This is a genomic window from Flavobacterium sp. (assembly GCF_044368995.1).
Classification (GTDB): domain Bacteria; phylum Bacteroidota; class Bacteroidia; order Flavobacteriales; family Flavobacteriaceae; genus Flavobacterium.
The window spans coordinates 15,082-29,652 of sequence record NZ_JBIPMS010000005.1; the positions used below are offsets into that span (position 1 = coordinate 15,082).

A 14,571-nucleotide genomic window follows, 5' to 3' on the forward strand; every position below is an offset into this window, starting at 1 on the left:
AATTAAAAATTATGAAAAAAATTAAAATTTTATGTTTTGCGTTATTAGTATTATCGCAATTAAGTTTTGCTCAAAAGAAAAAAATTGCTGTGGTAACCTTTTATGCAAATAAAATGATATCATTTGAGGATTTAGGACTTGGTGTTGATATTTTATTAGGAGATGTTTTAAAATTAAGGGATGATCCAAATTTCAATTTAAATCCAATATTGAAACAATACCATAATAACTTCTTTAACAATTACTCAAAAGAATTACCTTTTGATCTACTACCAGAAAGCGAAGTTCTAAATAATGCGACTTATCAAGCATTTTTACCTAAATATAATTTACCAAATTACATGGCAAACAATTATTTAACCATTGATAAATACAAATACATCTACGAAGGTATTGGCGGAAAAGTTAATGAAGAAGGAATTGCAAAAATATTTGCTGATAAAGCAGACGGTGTGATGTTTATAAATATTGATTTTGCTTTTGAAAAAGGTTTTGGAGTTGGAAGCACTTCTACTGTAAAAGTAAGAGCCACAACAAGAATGGCTTTATACAATAAAACTGGCGAGAAAGTATTCGCTTTTTCAGAATCTGAACGTTCTAAAAAGACATCTGTTATGATAAGCGGTATTCCAATTATGAGTCCAGAAAAGATTTTGCCAATGTGTGAAAGTGCTTTAACAGAACTAATGGGTGATTTAGGAAAAAGGATCGCTAAAATTGTTAAAAAATCAGAAATGAAATTATAAAAATAAATAAAAATCTAAAAATGCCTTTAAATTTATATTTAAAGGCATTTTTTTTTAATAATTTTGTTTACTATTTTATTTGTAAACTCAAACAAACGTATATTTGCAGTAATAAATAAATAATATGAAAATATACAGATTAGAATCAAAACAGAATTTGCCAATTTCTAAAAAAGAAGCTTGGGAATTTTTATCGAATCCAAAAAATTTAAAAAGCATAACACCTGAATACATGAGTTTTGATATATTGAGCGGCGCTGACAGACCTATGTTTGCAGGACAAATTATTCAATATATCGTTACACCTTTGTTAGGAATTAAAACCAAATGGATTACAGAAATTACACATGTAGTAGAAGGAGAATATTTCGTTGATGAACAACGTTTTGGACCTTACGCATTATGGCATCATAAGCATTTTATTAAAGAAATTCCGGGTGGCGTAGAAATGGAAGATATAATCGATTATAAAGTTCCAATGGGAATTTTAGGTCAATTAGTACATCCGTTTATAGTGAAACCAAAATTAGATGAGATTTTTGAATACAGAAGAAAAAAATTAATTGAACTTTTTGGAGAATTTAAATGATATGACACTTTTTTGGTTTAGACGAGATTTACGTTTAGAAGACAATACCGCATTGTTTTATGCTTTACAAGGCAATGAAAATGTGTTGCCAATTTTTATTTTTGATGAAACCATTTTGCAACATTTAGAAAAAAATGATGCTCGCGTAACTTTTATTCATAATCAGCTTGAAAAAATAAATATAGCGCTTATAGAAATCAATAAGTCTCTAGCAGTTTTTCATGGAAAACCAATTGAAATATTTAAAAAACTCTTTTTAGAAAATAAAATTGCCACAGTTTATACCAATCATGATTATGAACCCTATGCTCGAAAAAGAGACTTGGCATTAAATGAATTATTTAAAGAAAATAAAATTGAATTTAAAACCTGCAAAGATCAAGTAATTTTTGAAAAATCAGAAATTACTAAAGATGATGGTCTTCCTTATGTAGTGTATACTCCGTTTTCAAATAAGTGGAAAACAAAATTAAAAGCAACGCAACTTGTAAATTATCCTTCAGAAAAGTTACTAATAAATATTGCAAAGCATTCCTACCCTTTTTTATCCTTGCAAGATATTGGTTTCGAGGCAACGGCTATACAATTACCAAATTATAATATTTCAGAAAAATTAATTTCTGAATACGAAGCCTCTAGAAACTTTCCAGCATTAAAAAATGGGACTTCATTATTAGGCATTCATTTACGATTTGGAACTATTAGTATTCGAAAATTAGTGCAATACGCCTTAAAATTTGAGAATGAGACCTTTTTAAAAGAACTAATTTGGCGTGAATTTTTTATGCAGATTTTATGGCATTTTCCTCACACCCAAACCAAAAGTTTCAAACCTAAATACGATGAAATAAAATGGGTAAATGATGAAAAGCTATTTAAAAATTGGTGTGATGGAGCAACTGGTTATCCAATGGTAGATGCAGGTATGCGAGAATTAAATACCACAGGGCACATGCATAATCGCGTACGAATGGTGGTAGCAAGTTTTTTATGCAAACATTTATTAATTGATTGGCGTTGGGGTGAAACCTATTTTGCTTCTAAATTATTAGATTATGAGCAATCTAGTAATGTTGGTAATTGGCAATGGGCTGCCGGTTCTGGTGTTGATGCAGCGCCATATTTTAGAATATTTAATCCGACAGAACAAATTAAAAAATTTGATAAAGAGTTAAAATATATCAAAAAATGGGTACCAGAATTGGAAACGCTTCATTACCCAAATCCAATTGTGGATCATAAAGAAGCAAGAGAAAGATGTTTGCGAATTTATAAAGAAGCAGTTGGTTAATCTATTTTAAAATTGTTTTAAAATCTAACTCTTCAAACCTATCAATAACTAAATTTGCTAAGCTATAATCTTGTTTTTTAGAATTTACACTTTTATATCCTACACAAAAAATACCGGCTGCGTGAGCGGCTTTAATTCCGTTTGTGCTGTCTTCAATCACAATGCAATTTTCTTTTTTTGAATTTGATAGTCTAACCGCTTCTAAAAAAATAGCTGGATTGGGTTTAGATTGCGGAAAATCTTCACCAGAAACAATATGCGAAAAAAAAGGATGTAAATTAAAACGATTAAAAACACGACTAATAGTTACTTTTGATGACGAAGACGCTAAAATTAATTGAATGCCATTTTTGTGTAATTGCTTTATTAAATTGGCTACGCCATCAAGTAAAAATAAATCTTCTTTAGTATCAAAAGCAGCATTAAATAAACTTCTTTTTTTTTGGACTAAATTATCAATATCATCCTCTATTCCAAAATGATTTTTAATTTTTTCAAAAACATTTTTAGTAGAATTACCCGTAAAAGTCGCAAACATTTCTGCAGAAACTTCTATTTCTAATTGTTTAAAATGTTGATAATAAGCATAATTGTGTACAGGTTCTGTATCTACAATTACGCCATCCATATCAAAAATCACAGTTTGTAACATCGTATTATTTTCTTGCGAAATTAAAAAAATAAATGACAATTAAACCTTTTTATGTAACTTTAGTCAAACTTAAATTAATTGTTGATTTTGCAAGAAGAAAAATTATTTTTAGAAACGCTGATAAATCCCAAAACGCAAAACACAGCGTTTAAACAATTGGTGGCATCCTATCAAAAACCTTTGTATTTTCATATTAGAAATATTGTTTTAAACCATGATGATGCTGACGACGTGCTTCAAAATACATTTATAAAAGTGTTTTCGAATATTGGAAAATTTAAAGGAGAAAGTAAATTATATTCTTGGATGTTTAGGATTGCAACAAACGAATCGTTTACTTTTATTGAACAAAGAGCCAAAAAACAAGGTATTTCTAACGTAGAAATGCAACAAAAAGCTATACTGAATTTAGAAGCAGACGTTTATTTTGAGGGAAATGAAATACAAATAAAACTCCAAAAAGCCATAGCTACACTTCCAGAAAAACAACAATTGGTTTTTAAAATGAAATACTTTGAAGAAATGAAATATGATAATATGAGTGAAATTTTAGACACCTCAGTTGGAGGTTTAAAAGCAAATTACCATCACGCAGTAAAAAAAATTGAAGCATATTTAAAAAACAATTAAACCATTTACAATAAAAGTAGTCTAAATCAATAATGAAAACACATTTAGAAAATAACAAAAGGACAAGTGGTTTTATGACCCCTAACGATTATTTTGATAATTTATCAGATAATATAGTTGAGAAAATTAATGGCGAAGTAACTACAAATTTAATTCCTAAAGCATCAGGTTTTGTTGCGCCGGAAGACTTTTTTGTTAAAAATGAAGTGAGATTGTTAACTATAATTAATCATACAGAATCTAAAGTTATCCATTTAAAACACACGTTATATAAAGTAAGCGGAATTGCAGCGGTTATATTGTTAACCATAATTGGTTCTATGATATATAAAACTGCAGAAACTTATAATAATGAGTTTGCAGAAATGAGTTATTTAGAAATGCATTCCGAAGAAATAAGTATTTACGAAGTTGGGGCTTTGTTAGATAATAAAGAAATAATTGAATTAGAGAATGAACTCATTTACAATAATTTAAACTAAATTAATTAAATAAAAAATTAAAATGAAAAAAATAGTAATACTAGTAGCATTTATTTTTAGTTTGAGCAATCAAGCACAAGAAAATTCAGAGCAAAAAAAAGCAGAGATTGAGAAACGTAGATCGCAATTAATTGAACAAAGAGAAGGATTACTTGCAGGTAAAAAGGAAATTTTGCAAGAAAGAAAAGATAAAATTAAATCGTTGAAAATTGCTTTTATTTCTCAAAAATTGGCACTTACTTCTCAAGAAGCAGAAAAATTTTGGCCAGTATACAACAAATATGACGACAAAATAATGCTATTAAAAGAAGCGCAAATGAAACTTCGAGTAGGTAAAAAAAATAGTACTGATGAAGATGCTTTAAAAAAAATTGAAGAATCCGAAGCTATTGAATCTGAGGTAATGTTATTAAAAAAGAAAATGCGAGCAGAATTAATACCAATAATTTCTGCTGAAAAAGTAGTAACATTAGAACGTTTAGAACATGAATTTCATAGAAAAATTTTAGAAAAATTAAAACAGCGCAAAGGCAATCGCCCACCGCCTCCACCTAGAAGATAAATTAATAAGCCATTTTTAATGGCTTATTTTTATTTTGGTTACTTTGTTTTTTCCTGCAAAATAGATATTGTTTTTACCACTGAATCGTAAGGTGTAAAAATCGTCATCATTTAAAATTTTAGTCCATTTTTCTCCAAAATTTGTAGAATAATAAACACCTGAAGTACCACAAGTATAAATTACTTTACCACGGCTTTTTGGCATAAATTGAACACAAGAAGCATACCCAAAAGCTTCATCTTTAGCAACTATTTTCCATGTTTTGCCACCATTTCGTGTAATAGCTTTATTTAAAGCATTATCTTTTTGATTCTCGTAATTTCCACCTACAATAATTCCTTTTCTTTTATTGTAAAAATCCATAGAAAACGCTCCAGTCATAGCTTCACCTTGAATAATTGGCGTGTCAAAAACTTCCCAAGTTTTACCTTTTTTATCGCTCTTAAATATTCTAGATTTTTTTCCTCCAGAAATAATATAAATCACGCCATCAACAATTTTGACATTCGTATCACTTGCCGCAAAAGCCGCTTCTCCTTCAACTGTTTTTGGTAATATATCACAGGGTATTTTCTTCCAATTTTTTCCTGAATTTTCTGTTAAAAGCACAGATAAACAATCTTCTGTTGGATCTCCAATAACTATTCCTAATCCTGTTTTCGCATCTATAAACATACTGTCATAAAATACTTTTTCGCCACTTTCAGTATAAATTAAATTTGAGGAAGCACTATATCCAAAAGTATTTAATGCGTATATATTTGCTGGAGTTCCTACGTTTAAAACATATACACTTCCATTCGCATACGCCATACTTCTAAAATCTGTATTTTCTTTCTGTAATGTTACGATTTTAGTTTCTGCTTCGTTTTGGAAACTTATAAATCCTGCTTTACTATTTGTACCTCCAAACCAAACTCCGTTAATCGTTGGATAAATAGCTCGAATAGAAAGAGAATCTAACATAATATTTTTTCTTTCTAAAACTTTAAATGTTGGTTTACAGGATAATAAAACAAAAAACACGAACAAGGATAAATATTTCATAAACTACTTATTTTAGGCTAATATACAATTATTCAAAAAAAGTATTGTTTCATATTGTATATATTTAGTCATTTATAAATAAGAAACTTGCTATTTAACCCATGAATCAAAGGTTTTTTGGTTTTAATTACTATCTTTGCAGGCATTTTTACATATAATACATGAGATTTCACAGAAACATAAGTTTTGCAGTAATAGATGCCTTAATGGCAATTTTTAACGAAGGAGAGTATGCCGACAAAGTCGTGGCTAGGGCTTTAAAATTAGACAAAAGATGGGGAAGCAGCGATAGAAAATTTGTTGCAGAAACCATTTATGATATTGTTAGATGGAAACGACTTTATACTGAAATAGCTGAAATTAAAAAAGAACCATTTGATAGAGATAGTATTTGGAGAATGTTTGCTGTTTGGGCTACTTTAAAAGGTTATACACTTCCAGATTGGAAATATTTTGAAGGTACGCCATTGAGAAGAATAAAAGGTAAATTTGATGAATTATCAAAAGATAGAAAATTCAAAGAATCTATTCCGGATTGGATGGATGAAATTGGTGTAAAAGAGTTAGGTGAAGCGGTTTGGTCAAAAGAAATTACCGCTCAAAATGAACCTGCAAAAGTTATTTTACGTACCAATACCATCAAAACAACTAAAGAAGCTTTAAAACAAGAATTACTTCAATTAGACATTCATACAAACATACTTCCTGATTACCCTGAGGCATTAGAACTAGAAGAAAGAGCTAACGTTTTTATGACAGATATTTTTAAAAATGGTTTGTTTGAAGTACAAGATGCCTCTTCTCAAATGGTCGCTCATATGTTAGATATTCAACCTGGAATGCGAGTAGTTGATACTTGCGCAGGTGCCGGTGGAAAAACATTACATATGGCTTGTTTAATGCAAAATAAAGGGCAAATTATTGCAATGGATTTGTATGAAAGCAAACTAAAACAATTAAAAATCCGTGCCAAACGTAATGGAATCCATAACATTGAATATCGCATAATAGATACTACAAAGGTGATAAAGAAACTTCACGGTCAAGCCGATAGAGTACTTATAGATGCACCATGCAGTGGACTTGGCGTATTAAAAAGAAATCCAGATGCTAAATGGAAATTAAAGCCCGAATTTATTGATAACATCCGAAAAGTACAAGCCGAAGTTTTGGAAAGCTACGCTCCTATTGTAAAACCAGGAGGCAAATTAGTGTATGCTACATGTAGTGTGCTACCATCTGAAAATCAAGAACAAATAAAAAAATTCCTTTCAACTGAAATTGGAAAAAACTTTACTTTTGTTCAAGATAAAAAAGTATTAGCTCACGAATCTGGATATGACGGATTTTACATGGCTTTGTTAACTAGAAATATTTAATACCCCTAAATTATGAAAAAATATTTATTATTAATATTAGTTACTCAACTGAGTTTTGGACAAGCGGGATTGCCGGCAAATCCATATTATAATGGAATGAATTGGGCTGAAACAGGAATGATGTTAAAAGCATCATTAGCTAATAAATTAACTACAAAGCATACTAAATTTCTAACCTATTCTGAAGATTGGAATGCAACTCAGGCTACAGATATTAGTCCAACAAATACTAATGATGTTTTATTGTTATATGGTTTCAGCAGTACTACTTGCCCAACTTCTACTACGGACGACAATGACCATCGAGAGAGAAATATTTTAAGCAATGGTGGCGGGAATTCGTGCCAATGGAACCGTGAACATGTATATGCAAAATCATTAGGAACGCCTCTTTTAGTTGATGGCGCTCTGACGTCAGCTGATAGTGATGCGGGTGAAGACGCACATCATTTAAGATCTTGCGATGTGGGTAGAAATGGTATTAGGGACAATTTTAAATTTGCAACTGGTTCAGGTATTTCTTCTACGGTTTCAGGTGGTTGGTATCCAGGTGATGAATGGAAAGGTGATGTAGCAAGAATGATGATGTATATGTATTTGAGATATCCAACTCAATGTTTGCCAATTAATGTTGGAACTGGCGCAATTGTATCTACCGACACAAATATGATTCAATTATTTTTACAATGGAACGCAGAAGATCCTGTTTCGCTTTATGAAGACAATCGAAATACCTATCACGGAAATACTTCTAATACGTATGCGCAAGGTAATAGAAATCCTTTTATTGATAATCCTTATCTAGCAACAGTTATTTGGGGTGGTCCAGTAGCAGAAAACAGATGGCCCACAGTTATTTTATCATCTCAAAGTTTCTTATCTGATAAATCAGTATCTATCTACCCAAACCCAACAAATTCAAATCAAATTGAAATTTACACTGTAGAAACTATTACAAAACTATCATTGATTAATAGTATTGGACAAATAGTAAAAGAGATAGAAAAACCTATTTTCAATCAAAATATATTCAAATTAAATAATTTACAACAAGGATTTTATTTTTTACAAATTAATGCTGAAAAAGGAAGTCTGACTAAAAAAATTATTGTGAACTAATTTAGTATTCAATAAATATTGAAAATCTCTAATTATTTATAGTTAGAGATTTTTTGTTTTTGAAATAAACCCAACTTAAACCTAGTTTAGTGATATTTAAGCTTACATTCGTAAAAAAAATATGTCCATTGAAATCAAGGTTGCTGCAGTTGAACATTTGTTTAGTCAGTTAGATATTGAAATAAACACCTTTCAAAAAGAAACTAAGTTGCATTGTAACGCAGGTTGTGGAAAATGTTGCACGAAATTAGACATTGAAGCCTCGCCATTAGAATTTTTACCTTGGGCGTTTCATATTTTTTTAAATGGTGAAGCAGAAAAAATCCTTGCCGAATTAGATATCAAAACTTCCACAATTTGTCATATTTACAATCCATTAACCTTATTAGATAAAGTAAACGGAAGTTGTAGTAATTATCCTTATCGCGGATTAATTTGCAGGTTATTTGGATATGGCGCTACGAAAGACAAATACGGACAATTGCGATTGGCCACTTGTACAATAATTAAAAGTGAACAAGCCAAAAATTTCGAAAATTCAACAGACCTAATAAACAAAGGACTCCCCGTTCCGATTTTCACAGATTATTACATGAATTTATCTCAAATTGATCATCATTTAGGAAATATTATTTTACCCATAAACAAAGCTTTAAAATATGCTATTGAAGAAGTATTGCAATATTATGCATATCGACCTTTGCCAAATGGATTTAAAAATATTGCTTAACATTCATTTCATTATTGCTGTATATTGATTTGACAATTCTTTTTTAAACCGTAAATTGGCCGAAAAAAAGAATGTCAATTGAAAGAAAAGTACAAGAGATTGAATTATTATTCGATAAACTAGAAATTGAATTAGTAACTTTTACTTCCGCAACACATTTATTTTGCAACGCTGGTTGTGGAAAATGTTGCACGAATCCAACGATGGAAGCATCTCCACTTGAGTTTTTACCTTGGGCTTTTCACTTATTTAAAATAGGCGAAGCAGAAAACACACTTGAAAAATTAGCAAAACACAAAAATCCTATTTGTTTTAATTATAGTCCAACTTCAGAAGCAGACTTTCATCTGGGAAGTTGTAGTACCTATAAATACAGAGGTTTAGTTTGTAGATTGTTTGGATATGGAGCCACTAAAGATAAATTTACACAATTACGTTTGGTAACTTGTTCCATAATAAAAGAACAACAAACTAAAAATTATAATGCCGCCAACGAAGCTATAAATAATGGGTTAGCTGTTCCAATTTTTACAGATTATTATATGAATTTGTCTCAAATAGATTTTCGATTAGGAAATAGTTATGTACACATAAACAAAGCGTTACAAATGGCTTTAGAAGAAGTAGTACACTATTATGCATATAGAGATTTTCCAGAAGTAGAATAAAAAAACCTCAATATAGCTATCGAGGTTTTTTGTGATCGCGCCAGGATTCGAACCTGGGACCTACTCATTAGAAGTGAGTTGCTCTATCCAGCTGAGCTACGCAACCTAAATTTTTATGCATTTGACAACTAAATGTTGTCGGGGTGGCAGGATTCGAACCTGCGGCCTCCTGCTCCCAAAGCAGGCGCGATAACCGGGCTACGCTACACCCCGAAAAAAAAGCGGAGAGACAGGGACTCGAACCCTGGCGACAGTTACCCGTCGACAGATTAGCAATCTGCTCCGTTACCACTCCGGCACCTCTCCTATTAATTCCGCAAAGAATTATGCTTTTTTGCGGTTGCAAATATAAGATAACATTCTATTATTTCCAATTAAAAAAGTGTAATATTTTTAATTTAAAAACAAACACTCTAAATATCAACATTATACATAAATAGTAACGATTTACTACTGCCCTATTTCACATTTACATGTCAAGTATATCAAGTTAAAAAAGCAATAAATAGTTTAAAATTTGGTAAAATTTTGTTACTTTCGCAGTTCTAAATAGTAATAAAATGAGCAAAAAAGTAGTAATTGTATCGGCTGTTAGAACGCCAATTGGAAGTTTTATGGGTGCATTATCAACGGTACCTGCAACCAAATTAGGAGCAGCAGCGATTAAAGGTGCTTTACATAAAATAAATTTAAACCCTATTTTAGTTGATGAAGTTATAATGGGTAATGTGGTTCAAGCTGGTAACGGACAAGCTCCGGCGAGACAGGCTGCTTTATTTGCTGGATTATCAAATGAAGTAATTTGTACTACAATAAATAAAGTTTGTGCTTCTGGAATGAAAGCTGTAATGCAAGGCGCTCAAGCAATTATGGCAGGTGATGCTGAAATTATTGTAGCTGGTGGTATGGAAAACATGAGTTTAATTCCTCATTATGCACATTTACGAAATGGTGTAAAATTTGGTCCAACTACTTTTGTCGATGGAATGCAGAAAGACGGACTTAGTGATGCTTACGATGGAAATGCAATGGGTGTTTCAGCAGATTTGTGTGCTTCAGAATATGCTATTTCCCGTGAAGCCCAAGATAATTTTGCTATTCAATCTTACACACGATCTGCAACTGCTTGGGAAGCTGGTAAGTTTGATGCAGAAATTGTACCCGTAGAAGTACCTCAAAGAAAAGGAGATCCAATTATAGTTACAAAAGATGAAGAATATACAAATGTAAATTTAGACCGCATACCTACTCTAGCAGCAGTTTTTACTAAGGAAGGAACTGTTACTGCAGCTAATGCTTCAACTATTAATGACGGTGCTGCGGCATTGGTTTTAATGAGTGAAGACAAAGCGAATGAACTAGGTTTACAACCTTTAGCATACATCAAATCTTATGCAGATGCTGCGCAAGAACCCAAATGGTTTACTACAGCTCCAGCAAAAGCACTACCAAAAGCATTAGAAAAAGCTGGAATATCAATTTCAGATGTTGACTTTTTTGAGTTTAATGAAGCTTTTTCAGTTGTAGGTTTAGCTAATGCTAAAATTTTAGGATTACATAATGATAAAATCAATGTTAATGGCGGTGCGGTTTCATTGGGCCATCCCCTAGGATGTTCTGGAGCTAGAATTATTGTAACATTAATTAATGTACTTGCACAAAACAATGCAAAAATTGGTGCGGCAGCTATTTGTAATGGTGGTGGTGGTGCTTCTGCAATTATTATTGAAAGAGCATAAATAATAATTTAAAAATTGCGTTTAATTATCAATTATAACTAAATGTTTGGAATTTGTAATTTAGGAATTGTACCCATACGAAGTGAAGCCAGCGACAAAAGCGAAATGGTTTCTCAATTGCTATTTGGTGATACTTTCAAAATTATTGAATCTACTTCTAAATGGGCAAAAATAAAAACTGCTTTTGATGCATATGAAGGATGGATAGATGCTAAACAATTTCAAAAAATTACAGAAAATCAATATTTCATTTTAGAGAATTCGGAAGCCATTTTAAATGGTGAATTAATTGATTTTATCTCTTATGATACTAATCAACTTATGCCAATTTCTTTAGGTAGTACCTTGAATTTTTTAGATGTTAATGAAATAAACACGTCTAATTTTCAATTTGAAGGTTTAAAAGTATGTGGAGTTAAAGCTAAAGATAATATATTAAAAACAGCATACTTATACTTAAATGCACCTTATTTATGGGGCGGAAAAACACCTTTTGGAATTGACTGCTCTGGTTTTACTCAAATGGTTTATAAATTAAATGGTCATAAATTATTTAGAGATGCTTCGCAACAAGCTATTCAAGGAGAAGTTTTAAGTTTTATTGAAGAATGTGAACCAGGAGATTTAGCTTTTTTTGATAATGATGAAGGAAACATAATTCATGTTGGAATTATGATGGAAAACAATTATATCATTCACGCTTCAGGAAAAGTTAGAATTGACAGAATTGACCATTTAGGTATTTATAATGTAGATACCGGCAGGCATACTCACAAACTTAGAGTAATTAAGAAAGTGATTTAAAAATAGAATATAAAAAAGCCAGAAGTCGAATTCTGGCTTTTTTTAATATTAATCTATTCTAGTTAATTGCACCGCTTTTGTTTCTGAAATTTTTAGTGGAAACTTTTCTATTGTTACTGAACCTGGGTCTAAGCCAAATGCTCTCTCTTCAGATAAACCAAGTTTCTTTAACAAATTATAACCATCTAAAATTAGTTTTTCATAAAATGGTAAAGCGTTGTCATATGACATAAATTTTTCTATTAATACAAATCTAAAATCGCTAATAATTTTATGTTTATTTAAAGAAGTATATCTACTTGTTAAATCTATTTCGCCTCTTTTTTGCATGTCTTTTACTACTTGAGCAAACATTTTATTGAATTTTGGAGCGACTCTAAATCCTAATCTAAAATCAACACGAATAACATCATCATGAATAAATTCACAAACCCTGTATTCCATTGTATACGGCTCATCAACTACATGTACGTGAGCAAACCAATAAATATCAGCACGCTTTGGACTATTATTAATAATAGAGTAAATAATTTTCGATTCAATTTCGTATCGGTTATCAGCACTTGTTAAATACACTAAATTTGTGGCATATTTGGCAATAGATTCATCTCTACTCAAATCTTCTAAAACCGGTAAATATTTATCTAATTTTACAAATTCTACAAATCTGTTTCTAATTTTTCTAGCAAAATACCAACATGTCATAACAGCAAATAATACAAATGCGATAATTAAAGTTATGTATCCGCCTTCTCCAAATTTATGTAAACAAGCATATAAAAACGACAATTCAATAATTAAATAGGTAATTACAATTATCCAAATAAGGGTTCTGTTATACCTTTTAATTATCATATAAAAATTTAGCAAAGTAGTCGTCATTAACATAGTTAATACAATTGCCAAACCATATGCTGCTTCCATAGCAGCTGCTTTTTCAAAATATAGTACAATAAAAATACAGCCCGCCCAAAGTAACCAATTTAAAGAAGGAATATACAACTGTCCTCGTAATTCGGTTGGGTATTTAATTTTAACTTTTGGCCAAAAGTTCAAACGAATGGCTTCATTAATTAAAGTAAACGAACCGCTAATTAATGCTTGTGACGCAACAATTGCCGCTAAAGTTGCTATGGCAATTCCGAAAGGCAAAAACCATTGCGGCATCACTCCATAAAATGGATTAGTAATTCCAGCTTGTACTAAAGTCTGCCCATCATGTTGAAGTAACCAAGCACCTTGACCTAAATAATTTAAAATCAAAGTTGCTTTTACAAAAATCCAACTAATTCGAATATTATCTTTTCCACAATGTCCTAAATCTGAATATAATGCCTCTGCTCCTGTTGTACATAAAAAAACAGCACCTAAATATAAATAACCGCCGTGTATTGAAAGAAGTTTATAGGCATAGTAAGGATTTAAAGCAGATAAAATCTCAACATTATTAATGGTTTGAATTAAACCCAACCCACCAAGCATTGCAAACCATACAAACATTACAGGTCCAAAAAATTTACCAATAAATTTAGTACCAAACTGTTGAATGGCAAATAACAATGTTAAAATTATTATTACAATGTACATTATATATTTTTCTTCAAAACTTGGGTACATTGTTTTTACTCCTTCTATAGCTGATGAAACAGAAATGGGTGGTGTAATTATACCATCGGCTAAAAGCGTACATCCTCCAATTATGGCAGGAAACAATAACCATTTAATTTTAGCTTTTCTAATTAAAGCATATAATGAAAAAATTCCTCCTTCACCATTGTTATCAGCTCGAAGTGTAATAATAACGTATTTAATTGTAGTTTGAAGTGTTAAAGTCCAAAATATACATGAAATGGCTCCTTTTATGATATCTGAATCAATAGGATTTCTTCCAATAATTGCATTAAGAACATACAAAGGAGAAGTTCCAATATCTCCATAAATAATACCTAGCGTAACTAGTAAACCGGCTGCAGAAAGTTTGTGCAAGCCATGATGACCTTTTTCCATCTTTATTTTTATAAACGAACAACAAAATTACAAAAACAATATGTTTCACAATCTATTTTATGCAAAAATATTTACTAACTAAATTTTGCAGGAAGTGTAAAAATTGCTTTTAATTTCTAATCAAAT

The 14,571-nt window shown here is 30.8% G+C and carries 15 protein-coding genes and 3 tRNA genes; 12 read left to right on the forward strand and 6 right to left on the reverse strand.

Annotated elements, in window-relative coordinates; genetic code table 11:
- Nucleotides 1-11 precede the first annotated feature (11 nt).
- From ACIQ2I_RS00965 to ACIQ2I_RS00975, 3 genes are all read left to right on the forward strand, one after another.
- Entirely contained in the window at nucleotides 12-746 is a 735-nt protein-coding gene (locus ACIQ2I_RS00965) for a hypothetical protein (RefSeq protein ID WP_396180567.1), read from the forward strand.
- Between the two features lie 124 nt (nucleotides 747-870).
- The gene (locus ACIQ2I_RS00970) at nucleotides 871-1,335 is read left to right on the forward strand and encodes a cell division inhibitor (protein WP_396180568.1); all 465 of its coding nucleotides are present in this window, start codon (nucleotides 871-873) and stop codon (nucleotides 1,333-1,335) included.
- Between the two features lies 1 nt (nucleotide 1,336).
- The gene (locus ACIQ2I_RS00975; protein ID WP_396180569.1) at nucleotides 1,337-2,626 is read left to right on the forward strand and encodes a cryptochrome/photolyase family protein; all 1,290 of its coding nucleotides are present in this window, start codon (nucleotides 1,337-1,339) and stop codon (nucleotides 2,624-2,626) included.
- 1 nt (nucleotide 2,627) lies between these two features.
- Here ACIQ2I_RS00975 and ACIQ2I_RS00980 read toward each other — a convergent pair whose 3' ends face one another.
- Entirely contained in the window at nucleotides 2,628-3,278 is a 651-nt protein-coding gene (locus tag ACIQ2I_RS00980; protein ID WP_396180596.1) for an HAD family hydrolase, read from the reverse strand.
- A gap of 87 nt (nucleotides 3,279-3,365) precedes the next feature.
- Between ACIQ2I_RS00980 and ACIQ2I_RS00985 the strand changes: the two genes are divergently transcribed.
- Genes ACIQ2I_RS00985 through ACIQ2I_RS00995 form a run of 3 tightly spaced genes read left to right on the forward strand, consistent with a single transcriptional unit; the run spans nucleotide 3,366 to nucleotide 4,952 of the window.
- Nucleotides 3,366-3,908 (forward strand): RNA polymerase sigma factor, encoded by a 543-nt coding sequence (locus tag ACIQ2I_RS00985; RefSeq protein ID WP_396180570.1) that lies wholly within the window; start codon nucleotides 3,366-3,368, stop codon nucleotides 3,906-3,908.
- Between the two features lie 32 nt (nucleotides 3,909-3,940).
- A complete protein-coding gene (locus ACIQ2I_RS00990; RefSeq protein WP_396180571.1) occupies nucleotides 3,941-4,390 on the forward strand; it encodes a hypothetical protein in 450 nt (149 codons plus the stop codon).
- A 22-nt stretch (nucleotides 4,391-4,412) separates the two neighbouring features.
- Nucleotides 4,413-4,952, forward strand: coding sequence for a hypothetical protein (locus ACIQ2I_RS00995; protein ID WP_396180572.1), 540 nt, complete (start codon nucleotides 4,413-4,415; stop codon nucleotides 4,950-4,952).
- Between the two features lie 15 nt (nucleotides 4,953-4,967).
- Here the strand turns inward: ACIQ2I_RS00995 and ACIQ2I_RS01000 are convergent, their stop codons facing one another.
- Nucleotides 4,968-5,999, reverse strand: coding sequence for a WD40/YVTN/BNR-like repeat-containing protein (locus ACIQ2I_RS01000; RefSeq protein WP_396180573.1), 1,032 nt, complete (start codon nucleotides 5,997-5,999; stop codon nucleotides 4,968-4,970).
- Between the two features lie 161 nt (nucleotides 6,000-6,160).
- Here ACIQ2I_RS01000 and ACIQ2I_RS01005 point away from each other — a divergent pair, with 161 nt between their 5' ends.
- From ACIQ2I_RS01005 to ACIQ2I_RS01020, 4 genes are all read left to right on the forward strand, one after another.
- Nucleotides 6,161-7,378: an RsmB/NOP family class I SAM-dependent RNA methyltransferase gene (locus ACIQ2I_RS01005; protein WP_396180574.1), complete on the forward strand. Its 1,218-nt coding sequence runs from the start codon at nucleotides 6,161-6,163 to the stop codon at nucleotides 7,376-7,378.
- A gap of 12 nt (nucleotides 7,379-7,390) precedes the next feature.
- The gene (locus ACIQ2I_RS01010; RefSeq protein WP_396180575.1) at nucleotides 7,391-8,497 is read left to right on the forward strand and encodes an endonuclease; all 1,107 of its coding nucleotides are present in this window, start codon (nucleotides 7,391-7,393) and stop codon (nucleotides 8,495-8,497) included.
- 121 nt (nucleotides 8,498-8,618) lie between these two features.
- The gene (locus ACIQ2I_RS01015; protein ID WP_396180576.1) at nucleotides 8,619-9,227 is read left to right on the forward strand and encodes a YkgJ family cysteine cluster protein; all 609 of its coding nucleotides are present in this window, start codon (nucleotides 8,619-8,621) and stop codon (nucleotides 9,225-9,227) included.
- A gap of 71 nt (nucleotides 9,228-9,298) precedes the next feature.
- Nucleotides 9,299-9,895, forward strand: coding sequence for a YkgJ family cysteine cluster protein (locus tag ACIQ2I_RS01020; protein ID WP_396180577.1), 597 nt, complete (start codon nucleotides 9,299-9,301; stop codon nucleotides 9,893-9,895).
- 32 nt (nucleotides 9,896-9,927) lie between these two features.
- On the opposite strand, the gene ACIQ2I_RS01025 is transcribed toward ACIQ2I_RS01020, so the two are convergent.
- From ACIQ2I_RS01025 to ACIQ2I_RS01035, 3 genes are all read right to left on the reverse strand, one after another.
- Nucleotides 9,928-10,001, reverse strand: a tRNA-Arg gene (locus ACIQ2I_RS01025).
- Between the two features lie 32 nt (nucleotides 10,002-10,033).
- Nucleotides 10,034-10,108, reverse strand: a tRNA-Pro gene (locus tag ACIQ2I_RS01030).
- A gap of 9 nt (nucleotides 10,109-10,117) precedes the next feature.
- A tRNA-Ser gene (locus ACIQ2I_RS01035) sits at nucleotides 10,118-10,201 on the reverse strand.
- 254 nt (nucleotides 10,202-10,455) lie between these two features.
- On the opposite strand from ACIQ2I_RS01035, the gene ACIQ2I_RS01040 reads away from it, so the two are divergent.
- Both ACIQ2I_RS01040 and ACIQ2I_RS01045 read left to right on the forward strand, forming a co-directional pair.
- The gene (locus ACIQ2I_RS01040) at nucleotides 10,456-11,634 is read left to right on the forward strand and encodes an acetyl-CoA C-acyltransferase (protein ID WP_396180578.1); all 1,179 of its coding nucleotides are present in this window, start codon (nucleotides 10,456-10,458) and stop codon (nucleotides 11,632-11,634) included.
- Nucleotides 11,635-11,676: 42 nt separating this feature from the next.
- A complete protein-coding gene (locus ACIQ2I_RS01045) occupies nucleotides 11,677-12,438 on the forward strand; it encodes an NlpC/P60 family protein (RefSeq protein WP_396180579.1) in 762 nt (253 codons plus the stop codon).
- A 48-nt stretch (nucleotides 12,439-12,486) separates the two neighbouring features.
- Here the strand turns inward: ACIQ2I_RS01045 and ACIQ2I_RS01050 are convergent, their stop codons facing one another.
- Nucleotides 12,487-14,445 carry a KUP/HAK/KT family potassium transporter gene (locus ACIQ2I_RS01050; protein WP_396180580.1) on the reverse strand — a complete coding sequence of 653 codons (1,959 nt, stop codon included), beginning with the start codon at nucleotides 14,443-14,445 and terminating at the stop codon, nucleotides 12,487-12,489.
- Nucleotides 14,446-14,571: the final 126 nt, after the last annotated feature.